We start from the raw sequence: 9667 nt of genomic DNA on the forward strand, positions 1-9667 counted from the left end.
TTTCCGGGCTTATCTTGGGTCGGTGGCCGTCTCCGCAGGGGAAGACGGTGCAATCAAATCGTTCAGGTCGACACCCTCGCCCGCCGGGACGATCTGCCCCCGCAGGCCGGGGTTCAGGCGCATGGCCCGGCGGATTCCGCATTCCAGCTTGGCGCGGGTCGGGCCTGGGTCGGAATCCCCGTCCATGACGAAGATCAGGCGACGCACCCAGGGCGGCGGATAGAACCCGTCCTCGCAGGCCATGTCCGGCAGGCCGGAATACCGCTTGCCCGGGATCTTGCGCATCTTGCCCGCCATGTGGCCCAGGCTGATCCCGGCCCAATAGGCCACCTCCGGCCCCAGCGCCTCGCGCCAAGCGACGGCGGCGGTCAGCGTCGTTTCGATGCCCTCCCCCATGACCAGCGTGTCAAAGCGATCCGGTGTGATCAGGCGGATCGCGGCGCGGCGCTGCGATCCCCGGGTCAGCTTGTTGCGCTGCCGTTCGCCCTGCCAGAGGATCTCCGGCCTGCCCTTCGGCCGGGACAAGTCGAACCATGTCTGGTGCACACAGGTCAGGCGCCCGTCCGGCCCCTGGATCGCGGCGATCATGGCCGGGCCGCGATGCATGGTCACCAGCTCGCGGCGCCCATCGACGACCCGTTTCAGCACATAGGCCTGGTCGGGCAGGTAGCGCAGGCACCCGGGCAGTTCCGGCAACCGCTCCGGCGTGAGGCCCCGCAGGGCCAGGTAGTCCCGCACCGGCTGCATCCCCTGCCCCCTGGCCCGGGTCCAGATCCCGCGCGCGCCCTCGATCGCCTTTTCGCGGTGCCGCTCGGCCTCCGCCGCGCGCTTTTCCTCTGCCTTGGCACGTTGCGCGCGCCGGCGGTCAAGCTCTTCCTGCGTGACCTTCTCGGGCAGATCGCCGTGCATTTCCAGCACCGCGTCCATGAACTCCAGCCGCAGGGTCACCATGACCAGGTCGATCGGCCCGGATCCCCGCGCCTCGCAGCCCTTGCGGCAGAAGAACCCGCCGTCCCGCGTGTTGATGTTGAACCGGTCATGACCGCCGCAGACCGGACAGGGACCGGACAGCCAGCCCGACTTTTCCTCAAGGCCAAGCTGCAACTCCGCCGCGACCTCGCGGATCGGGCGCGCCCGGCAATCCTCGATCGCGGCTTCGACGGCCATGCGCCGTTCGGTTTCGGCCTGCTGGCGATCCGTGGTCGTGGAGGTCATTCGAGCACCCCGCCGGCCTGTGTCTCACGCCAGGCCTCTACCCAGTGGCCGGCGGCGCCCAGGTAGTAGCGGTGAACCTCGGCACGCAGCCGCGCCAGCGCAGCCGCCCGCGCGTCCAGCCCCTTGGCACGGCACAGCGCCTCGGCACTCGCCAGCATGGCGCCCATCGGCTTGGCGCAATGCTCGCAATCCTCGGCGATGGCCTGCAGCTCCTGCAGCCAGAGCGCCAGGTTCTCGTCCTGCGCCGCGGACATGGACAGATGCGTGCAGATCGCACGCAGCGCGTTCTCTGCCTCGGGGCTGGCCTTGCGGGCGGCGATCATTGCAGATCCCTCCGGCCCTGCCAGTCGAAGAGCGGCCCGGCATCCTCGCCCTGCATCACGCCCTCCGCCTCGCGCGGGCTGATCCGGTCCAGCCAGCCTTCAAGGAAGGCCTGCAGGGCCGCGCCCGCCGCCATCGGGTGATCCTCGACCGTGACGAGGAAATCCGCCACGGCGGCGCAGGCCTCGGGATCCTCGGGAACCTGCCGAAGGACGGTGGCGGCAAAGTTGAGCCTGTCGCGCAGGGTCAAGCGTCCGGATTTCGCCGCCAGGGCGGCCGCGCTTACGGCCAGCCCGAAGGCGATTATGGGGTTCCCGCTCATGGATAATCCCCCGGGCGCTCCAACCGGCGACGACAGGGCGCGACCCAGTGAAATCTGGGATATTCGCACCGGCAGTGCAGATCCCAGACCAGCCAGCAATAGCTGGTGGCGGTGCTGGGTTTCTTCCAGTTCCCCGCGCCGTCTTTGGCCTGCGGGTCCCAGTATTCTACAGCAGGATCACGCAAAACGCCCTTTTGCATGACCACCCGCTCGGTGAACTGCAGGATGTCCGTGGGTGGTGACAGGGTGAACAACTCTCGGTGCCGGGTCACCCCTTCCAGGAAGGATGTCCGCACCAGCATCGCCACGCCGCAGTCGCTGGTTTCCAGCGCCCGCTCGATAAACTGCTGCGCCAGTCGGAACGGCGGATTGGTGATCGTCCAGTCCGTGCAATCCAGCGGTCCGAACAGGTAGTCGCGCACCGGCAGATGGACGCCGTAGTCATGCACGTCACTCGCCTCGACCGCGTGGAAATACTCCATCAGCGGTCGCACCATGTGGCCCCGGTTCGCCGCAGGCTCCCGAACGATACAGTCACCCGGGCGCGGCTCGATCCACTCGCAGAGCGCCCGTGTAGCCCAGGGCGGCGTCGGGAAATCGTCGAGGCTGTTGTGCGGTTCGGATCTCCGCTGCATGACGGCGGATGATCTGTTCTGGCTCATGCCGCCCCCCGGAAAAAGCGGGGGGCGCGGGACAGGCGCCCCCCGAAGTCTGACAGGGAGGCAGGTGGCGCGACATGACCCCGCGCGCCCAAGGGATTCGACGTTTTCAGGGCGATATGAGCAAAACTCATAATCCGGGAAAATTCTCCGGAAAACTTTCCGGAAAACTTTCCGCAGCCCGGCGCGTTCGGGTATCCGGCCAGCCACATCATTCCGCAGCCCACCGCCCGGCCTCGGGCAGCATGTGATCCTGGAACCCGCCCGGAAAGGACATCTGCGCATAGAGCGCCTTGTCCACGGTCGGGCGCCCGACCCCGTTCCACCAGTTGCGCCCGGTCTTTTCGTCGACATCGAAGAAGGCCGAAACCTCCTGCGCGCCGGAGAAATGTGCATGCAGAAAGGACATCCAGCGCGCCGGTGTCTGATCGCGGAACTGGCGCAGGATCGACTCGCGCGACCCGGAATATTCTCCGGAAAACTCTCCGGATGACGGCGCCCCGATTTCCTGCCCATGCTGAGGGTATGAAACAGACACCCCCGACACATTGCCCCGCCGTTCAGCCAGGGGCACCGCGTGGCGCAGATGATCCGCTTTCAGGTGGGCGCTATTGCCCCGCTCGGCAGAAGGCGCCGCGCTATTGGCGTAGACGACAACCATTGGCGCATGCGGGAACTCGGAGGGACGAGTCATGACACCCCCGCAGAAACATGACTTTGACCGGCCTGAGGCAAAGAAGCCGCGGCCCGCTCTCGAACGATATAAGGCCCTGACCGCGCCATTCTACAGAGGTCGCTCTTGGGCCGACCGGCGGATGCGCCGCTCTGCTTCGGCAGCGGCACGGTCAATCAGGTCATCTTCGTCTTGCACAATCATCCGCGTGGCCGAAAGCCCCGCGCCGAACCCGAACAGCGCTCCGACAAGAGCGGAAATGATGAGGTTAATGAGAGTCATGCGGCGTCCTCTTTCGGAGCGGCCGGAGCACAGAGCTTGTCCACCGCTTCGCCCACATCGCCCCAGGAATTGAGCTTCGGCACCACCGCGCCGCTCTTCCATCGCTGCCAGGTTGACCGGGCGAGGCCCGCTTCGTTGCACATCTCGGCAACAGTGCGCCCAGCTTCTGCAAGGCGGCTTTCGATCCGCGAACACTCTTCGGGAACGCCCATGCGCACCTCCGCTTCATCAGTTCATGAGCAGGATAAGCACATATGCTCATGCAATTGCAAGAGCATTGATGCGCAGTGCGCAAGCATGCGCATTCTGCCATCCTTTGCGCCATGAAGAAGCACTGGACCATTGAATACTTGAGCCACGTCCTCGAACGGCGGGATTGGTCAATGTCGCAACTCGCGCGCGAAGCGGGCGTGGCGGCCTCCACGATCAACCGACCCATGCGCGAACAAGACTGGTCTTTTGCCCTTCACCCCGGGACCGTCGCGAAAATCCATGCCGCCAGCGGGATCGACCCCGCCGAGTTCATGCCAAGGGAAATGCAGGAGCCGCCAGAGATGTATCGAGCGGCAACCGACTCGCTTGCCGCTCGCGCTCTTCGCGACCTGGATGACCCCAAGGACACGTCCAAGCCACCCCCCGACGCGCAGTCCACAAATGAAATCAAGATCGCCGTTGTCGGCGACATGGTGCAAATCTCTGCCACGGTGAACAAAGATGGCCTTGCAGAATTGCGTCGGCGCCTCGATCTAGCGGAACAAATGGTGGGATAACCCACCGCTGGCATTAGCCGGAGCGCTCGGCCACGAGGGCGTGAATTTGCCGCAATTTGCGCCGGATCGTTTGCGCCCGGTTCACAACGGCGTGATACAAAGGGTCGTTAGCACTTTGTTAAGGACCGTTTCATGAAACCCATCCTCCCGCTTCTCGCCCTCGCCCTTGTTGCCGCCTGCGCACAGAAGCCCGAGAACATCGCCGCCGCCAACATCGGATCCAACGAATATCGCGGCTACTCCTGCAGGCAATTGGCAGAAGCCAAGCTGCAGCACGACCAAAACCTCGCCAACCTCAGTGCAGATCAGAAGAAGGCCGCCACCGGCGACGCGGTCGGCGTCTTCCTCCTGGGCCTGCCCCTGTCCAGCATGTCCGGCGGCGACAAGGAAACCGCCATCGCCGTGACCAAGGGCCACCTTCAGTCGATTGAGCGCGAGCAGGCCCGCAAGAGCTGCCGCTGAGTCTCAACCCCAAAATCACGAAAAAGCCCCGCCTCCGTGCGGGGCTTTTTCTTTGCCCATTTCGGCCCCGACCCAGGCCCCCAAACCTCCAACCCGATCCGCCATCGAATCAACCGCGGGAAGCGCGATGCGCATTCATGCTTGACATGAATGAGCACTGATGCTCATTCTGCCCATCAACCGATGGAGGCACCCATGCTCATCCCGACCGATCCCATGATCCCGGCCCAGCCCTATTGCGGCCTGCCCGTTCGGATCGAACACCCCGACCCCGCCGCGGTCTTCGACCTGCGCGACATGCGCCCGCGTGCGGATTTCGACAGCGGGGCGATGGGCCTTCCCCGGATCCGAAACGGCTTCACAGTGCAATGGTGCCCCCGCCTGCGCTGCGCCGTCGCTGACCAGTTTCACCACTGATCCAGTGAAAGGCAGCACCATGATCAGGACACGCTCCGCCCCGAAACCCCCGACACCGGAGATCGGCAACCCTCCCGCCAAAGCGGCGACCTATCGCATCCGCGAAGCACGGGTCTCTCATGCCAACGGGAATACGATCGAGACGCGGCGCATGTTCATCGCCGAGCGCCGGGTGCGGGTCCTGAGACTTCTCGACCTCTGGTGGCCCGTGACGAATGGCCGTTGGCGACACGACTCTGCCGGTGCGCGCTGGGACGCCGAACGCGACGCCGAGCTGCGCTCTCCCCTGACCGCCCCTCTCTACTTCACCCTCAAATCCTGACGGAGGCCCACTATGCCCACCACTCACGGACCCACGCCGGGCCTTCCGCCAGCGCCAGCGCTCGACCGCACCCGCATCGCGGCGGCGGTCGAGCTGCTAGCCCAGGTCAGCCCGGAGGCACGGCTGCTGCAACTTCGCAACCTCTGCGTCAACAATGGCCTCTGGTGTGTCCCCGAGGACGCCCGCGATTACACGCCTGTCCTGTTCGAGGTTCAGCTTTTCGGCGTTCCGGCGGTGGCTGAGACGCCCGGCGAACTGCCCGCCAACTGGATCCGCGCCGCCCGCCGCATGCTGGAGGCCAGCTCAGACAACACCACCCCCAACGCCGCCTGACGACAGGAGATTTCAAATGCCCAATTGCCCGCGGTGCAGCCGTTTCTACTCCGCTTTCGTCCGCCCGATCTGCGACCTCGCCGAGTGCCCGGTTCCCGCAGATCAGCGCGGCGAGGACAGCGATACAGCAGCCCTCGCCCCCTCCAATCCCACTGAACAGGAAAACGGCTCATGACCCGCATTCCCCGCGATTTCACCGCCGATCTGATCGTGCCGCCTTCGGGCCAGGTCCACCCCGTCGCTGCCATCGACGCCTGGCTGCGCCTGAAAGAACGCCAGCGGCTGGAGGATGGCAGCAGCGCGGCCATCCCCCTGCACCGTCTCGCGCGACTGCTGGGCCAGCCCGATCCCGTCAACGAAATCGACGCCGCCCGCATCCGCGCCCTGCCCGCAACCCGCGCCGCGATCGCCACGCTGGACGCCCGCGCAGGCTCGCGCGAAATCGCAGCCCATATCTACGGCCCGGGGGGCGCGGCTTGATGCACCCGGCCATCGACGCGCTGCTGTCCGGGCTTTTGACGGTCTTCATCCCCGCCGCCCTCGCCGCGACCTTCATCCTCGCCGCCCACTGGCGCCACCTGCCCAATGGCTGGCGGCTGGTCGGCGGCTGGGGTGCCCTGTGGCTCTGGGCCGTGATCGTGGTCATCGCCTTCGTCAAATGGGGGACCGCATGAACGATGCCGCTCGAAAACTTCTGGCGGCGGCCAGTGCAGCATCGGCCGCCACGACCGACATGATCGAGGCAGCGCGAGAGGGCGAGATCAAGCCGGTTTCAAACGTCGGATCCGGTGAAGCGCTGACCATGTTGGCCGACGCCATGCGCCTGCTGATGGAGGCCAACCCGATCGTCGCCGACGACGCCAACCAACTGCACGGCGCTCTGATCCGCTTTCTGGAGGAAAGGTCATGAACGTCACCCTGACCCGCGAAGATGCGGACCCGCTCTGGTACGCCCGGGCCGCTCTCGCCGATATAGCCGCCCAAGACGGCACCGTCGTGATCGAAGCCTGCCGCATGATCGAAACCCATAGCACCGACCCGGGCGAGTGCCGCGACGCGCGGGAACTGCGGATGAAACTCGAAAGCGCGCCCCATGCGTGACACCTTCGAGTTTCCCGACCCCCAGCCGATGTCGCAGGACGCCCTGCCGCCCATGATCATCGACAGCTTTGCCGGCGGCGGCGGGGCCTCGACCGGCATCGAAATGGCGCTGGGGCGCAGTCCGGACGTGGCGATCAACCACAACCCCGCCGCGCTCGCCCTGCACGAGGCCAACCACCCGGACACCCGGCACCTGATCAACAGCATCTACGCCGTCGATCCGCGCGACGTTGTGCCCAAGGGGCGGCGCGTCGGGCTGGCCTGGTTCTCGCCCGACTGCAAGCATTTCAGCAAGGCCAAGGGCGGCACGCCGGTCAACAAGAACATCCGGGACCTGGCATGGGTCGTGGTCCATTGGGCCGAGCGGGTCGCGCCGCACGTGATCATGCTGGAGAACGTCGAAGAGTTCCAGGACTGGGGCCCTGTCCGCCACCGCCACACCGGCGGCAGGAAATCCACCAACCCGCCCCGGTCGCTGGACGAATGGAAGGCCGCCCCGCCAGAGGTCAGGGGCACGCCGGTCTATGACGACAAGGGCGCGCCGGTCATGGAACCCTGCCCCCTGTCGCGCGGGCAGGAGTTCGAGCGTTGGGTGCGCGCCCTGCGCCGCCTGGGCTACAAGGTCCAGTGGAAGATCCTGCGCGCCTGCGACTACGGCGCACCCACCATCCGCAAGCGGCTGTTCATCATCGCCCGCCGCGACGGCCTGCCGATCATCTGGCCGGAACCGACCCACGGCGACCCGGCGTCGAAGCCCGTGAAACAGGGCAAGCGCAAACCGTGGCGCACCGCCGCCGAGTGTATCGACTGGTCCGTGCCCTGCCCCTCGATCTTCGACACCAGCGACCAGATCAAGGCCAAGCTGGGCATCACGGCCAAGCGTCCGCTGGCGGCGAACACCCTGAAACGCATCGCGCGCGGGATGCAGCGCTATGTCCTGCAGGCCGAAGAACCGTTCATCGTGAACACGACCGGCCACGCTGGATATTCAGCGGATCAACCCGCATCGACGATTACCACCGGCGGTCATCACATCCGCGTCGCGCCCAGCATCACCCGGTTCAACTCCGGCGCCACGGGCCAGCGGCTGGACGATCCGCTGGCCACCGTGACGGCAAACAGCTTCATCAAGCGCCCGGGCGGCGCGGCGCCCCTTGGACTGCTGGCCCCGACGTTGGTCGGCTGTGGCGGGCGCGCGGGCCAGTCCCGCCCTCGCGGCGGCAACGAGCCTATGGCCACGATCACCGCCAAGGCCGACACTTGTCTTGTCGCGCCCTCCCTCATCAGCGTGGCGCACGGGTACAGTGGCGGCCGCCGAGAATACCCGCTGACCGAACCCAAGGGCACCGTGACCTCGGGCGGAATCGCCCATGCCCTGACCGCGCCGCACCTGCTCAGCCTCAAGGGCACGTCCCGCCGGGACAGTGCCGCGCAGGCGCCGCATCCGACCGTGCTGGCCGGCGGCGGACATTCCGCCCTCATTGCCCCGGTCATCAGCTACGCCCAGCACGGCGGCCACACGCGGGACGCCCGCGCGCCGCTGCACACGATCTGCGCCAACAACAAGGACCAGAACAGCCTGATCGCCGCGACGATGGTGCAGACAGGCTACGGCGAACGCAGCGGCCAAGCGCCCCGCGCGCTGGATCTGCAGGCGCCCCTCGGGACGATCGTTGCGGGCGGCGCCAAGCACGCGCCCGTTGCCGCCTTCCTGACCCAGCACAACAGCGCGCGGGACGGCGTGAACCCGGGGCGCCCGGCCGACGCGCCAATCTCGACCCTGACGGCGAGCGGATCGCACCAGAACCTGGTCGCGCCTTGGTTCGCGAAATACTACGGCACCGGCGACGGCGCCCGCACGGATGAACCCTGCCACACGATCACCGTCCGCGACCGCATGGGCCACGTCGAGGCCGAGCTGCAGGCGCCAGAGTTCGGCCCGGAACACCACGACCGCGCCCGCCAGGTGGCCGAGTTCCTGCGCGCGCATGACGCCTGGGACGGCGGCGAGTTCGTCACCCTGACCATCGACGGCGCCGAGTATGTCGTGGCCGACATAGGCATGCGGATGCTGACCCCGCGCGAGCTGTTCAACGCCCAGGGCTTCCCGCCCGACTACGTGATCGAGGGCATCTGGCGCGAGACGGACGGCGACTGGACCTTCGAACCATTCACGAAATCGGTGCAGGTGAGCTGCTGCGGAAACTCCGTCTGCCCCGACCTCGCCGCCGCGCTGGCCCGGGCCAACTGCGCGCACCTAGCGGAACAGGAGGTGGCAGCATGACCAAGCCCGTCCTCGATCCCTGTTGCGGAAGCCGCATGTTCTGGTTTGACCGTGAAGACGACCGCGCCGTCTTCGGAGACATTCGGCAAGAGGTTCACGAGCTAAAAGACAAGTCCAGCAGCGGCGGATCGCGCCGGTTGGTGATCGAGCCGGACCAAATCATGGACTTTCGATCTTTGCCGTTCCCAGATGAGACGTTCCACCTGGTCGTGTTTGACCCGCCTCATCTGGTCGGGAACGGAAAGACTGGGTGGCTCGCCAAGAAGTACGGAAAACTTGGAGTCCATTGGCGCGATGATCTTAGCGCAGGATTCCGAGAGTGCTTTCGAGTCCTGCGGCCCAACGGCGTGCTGATTTTCAAGTGGAACGAGCACGAAATCCGGGTGTCAGAGATCCTGCCCTTGGCCCCGGAATCCCCCCTCTTCGGAAACCGCTGCGGAAAAACCGCCAAGTCTCATTGGATCGTGTTCATGAAAAGCGACCCCCGCCAGATGACCGACACCCTG

General features: G+C 66.2%; 18 protein-coding genes. 11 read left to right on the top strand and 7 right to left on the bottom strand.

Annotated elements, in window-relative coordinates:
• Positions 1-9 precede the first annotated feature (9 nt).
• The 7 genes from PVW46_RS24780 to PVW46_RS24810 all read right to left on the bottom strand — a co-directional run bounded on the left by PVW46_RS24780 (position 10) and on the right by PVW46_RS24810 (position 3684).
• Positions 10-1215 carry a DUF7146 domain-containing protein gene (locus PVW46_RS24780; RefSeq protein ID WP_274578109.1) on the bottom strand — a complete coding sequence of 402 codons (1206 nt, stop codon included), beginning with the start codon at positions 1213-1215 and terminating at the stop codon, positions 10-12.
• Positions 1212-1538 (bottom strand): hypothetical protein, encoded by a 327-nt coding sequence (locus PVW46_RS24785; protein ID WP_222512586.1) that lies wholly within the window; start codon positions 1536-1538, stop codon positions 1212-1214. The genes PVW46_RS24780 and PVW46_RS24785 overlap by 4 nt, the downstream gene beginning before the upstream one ends.
• The gene (locus tag PVW46_RS24790; RefSeq protein WP_133065829.1) at positions 1535-1858 is read right to left on the bottom strand and encodes a hypothetical protein; all 324 of its coding nucleotides are present in this window, start codon (positions 1856-1858) and stop codon (positions 1535-1537) included. Before PVW46_RS24790 ends, PVW46_RS24785 begins: the two co-directional genes overlap by 4 nt.
• Positions 1855-2520 (bottom strand): hypothetical protein, encoded by a 666-nt coding sequence (locus PVW46_RS24795; RefSeq protein ID WP_222512585.1) that lies wholly within the window; start codon positions 2518-2520, stop codon positions 1855-1857. Before PVW46_RS24795 ends, PVW46_RS24790 begins: the two co-directional genes overlap by 4 nt.
• A gap of 208 nt (positions 2521-2728) precedes the next feature.
• Positions 2729-3211, bottom strand: a complete 483-nt coding sequence (locus PVW46_RS24800) for a hypothetical protein (RefSeq protein WP_274578112.1) — start codon at positions 3209-3211, stop codon at positions 2729-2731.
• A 90-nt stretch (positions 3212-3301) separates the two neighbouring features.
• A complete protein-coding gene (locus tag PVW46_RS24805; RefSeq protein WP_222512583.1) occupies positions 3302-3472 on the bottom strand; it encodes a hypothetical protein in 171 nt (56 codons plus the stop codon).
• The gene (locus PVW46_RS24810) at positions 3469-3684 is read right to left on the bottom strand and encodes a helix-turn-helix domain-containing protein (RefSeq protein WP_222512582.1); all 216 of its coding nucleotides are present in this window, start codon (positions 3682-3684) and stop codon (positions 3469-3471) included. Before PVW46_RS24810 ends, PVW46_RS24805 begins: the two co-directional genes overlap by 4 nt.
• A 111-nt stretch (positions 3685-3795) precedes the next feature.
• On the opposite strand from PVW46_RS24810, the gene PVW46_RS24815 reads away from it, so the two are divergent.
• From PVW46_RS24815 to PVW46_RS24865, 11 genes are all read left to right on the top strand, one after another.
• Positions 3796-4242 (top strand): hypothetical protein, encoded by a 447-nt coding sequence (locus PVW46_RS24815; protein WP_274578114.1) that lies wholly within the window; start codon positions 3796-3798, stop codon positions 4240-4242.
• Between the two features lie 132 nt (positions 4243-4374).
• The gene (locus tag PVW46_RS24820; RefSeq protein WP_222512580.1) at positions 4375-4704 is read left to right on the top strand and encodes a hypothetical protein; all 330 of its coding nucleotides are present in this window, start codon (positions 4375-4377) and stop codon (positions 4702-4704) included.
• 195 nt (positions 4705-4899) lie between these two features.
• The gene (locus tag PVW46_RS24825; protein ID WP_222512579.1) at positions 4900-5121 is read left to right on the top strand and encodes a hypothetical protein; all 222 of its coding nucleotides are present in this window, start codon (positions 4900-4902) and stop codon (positions 5119-5121) included.
• Between the two features lie 19 nt (positions 5122-5140).
• The gene (locus PVW46_RS24830; protein ID WP_222512578.1) at positions 5141-5443 is read left to right on the top strand and encodes a hypothetical protein; all 303 of its coding nucleotides are present in this window, start codon (positions 5141-5143) and stop codon (positions 5441-5443) included.
• A gap of 12 nt (positions 5444-5455) precedes the next feature.
• Positions 5456-5776, top strand: a complete 321-nt coding sequence (locus PVW46_RS24835; RefSeq protein WP_222512577.1) for a hypothetical protein — start codon at positions 5456-5458, stop codon at positions 5774-5776.
• A gap of 171 nt (positions 5777-5947) precedes the next feature.
• On the top strand, positions 5948-6256 hold the full coding sequence (locus PVW46_RS24840) for a hypothetical protein (protein ID WP_222512576.1): 309 nt from the start codon (positions 5948-5950) through the stop codon (positions 6254-6256).
• Positions 6253-6450, top strand: a complete 198-nt coding sequence (locus PVW46_RS24845) for a hypothetical protein (RefSeq protein WP_222512575.1) — start codon at positions 6253-6255, stop codon at positions 6448-6450. The genes PVW46_RS24840 and PVW46_RS24845 overlap by 4 nt, the downstream gene beginning before the upstream one ends.
• On the top strand, positions 6447-6686 hold the full coding sequence (locus PVW46_RS24850; protein WP_222512574.1) for a hypothetical protein: 240 nt from the start codon (positions 6447-6449) through the stop codon (positions 6684-6686). The genes PVW46_RS24845 and PVW46_RS24850 overlap by 4 nt, the downstream gene beginning before the upstream one ends.
• Positions 6683-6877: a hypothetical protein gene (locus PVW46_RS24855; RefSeq protein WP_222512573.1), complete on the top strand. Its 195-nt coding sequence runs from the start codon at positions 6683-6685 to the stop codon at positions 6875-6877. Before PVW46_RS24850 ends, PVW46_RS24855 begins: the two co-directional genes overlap by 4 nt.
• Positions 6870-9161 (top strand): DNA cytosine methyltransferase, encoded by a 2292-nt coding sequence (locus PVW46_RS24860; protein WP_274578115.1) that lies wholly within the window; start codon positions 6870-6872, stop codon positions 9159-9161. Before PVW46_RS24855 ends, PVW46_RS24860 begins: the two co-directional genes overlap by 8 nt.
• Positions 9158-9667, top strand: a 510-nt coding sequence (locus tag PVW46_RS24865; protein WP_274578116.1) for a class I SAM-dependent methyltransferase, incomplete at its 3' end; no start/stop codon positions are given. The genes PVW46_RS24860 and PVW46_RS24865, both read left to right, overlap by 4 nt.

This window comes from Mameliella sp. AT18, assembly GCF_028807275.1.
Classification (GTDB): Bacteria; Pseudomonadota; Alphaproteobacteria; order Rhodobacterales; family Rhodobacteraceae; genus Antarctobacter; species Antarctobacter albus.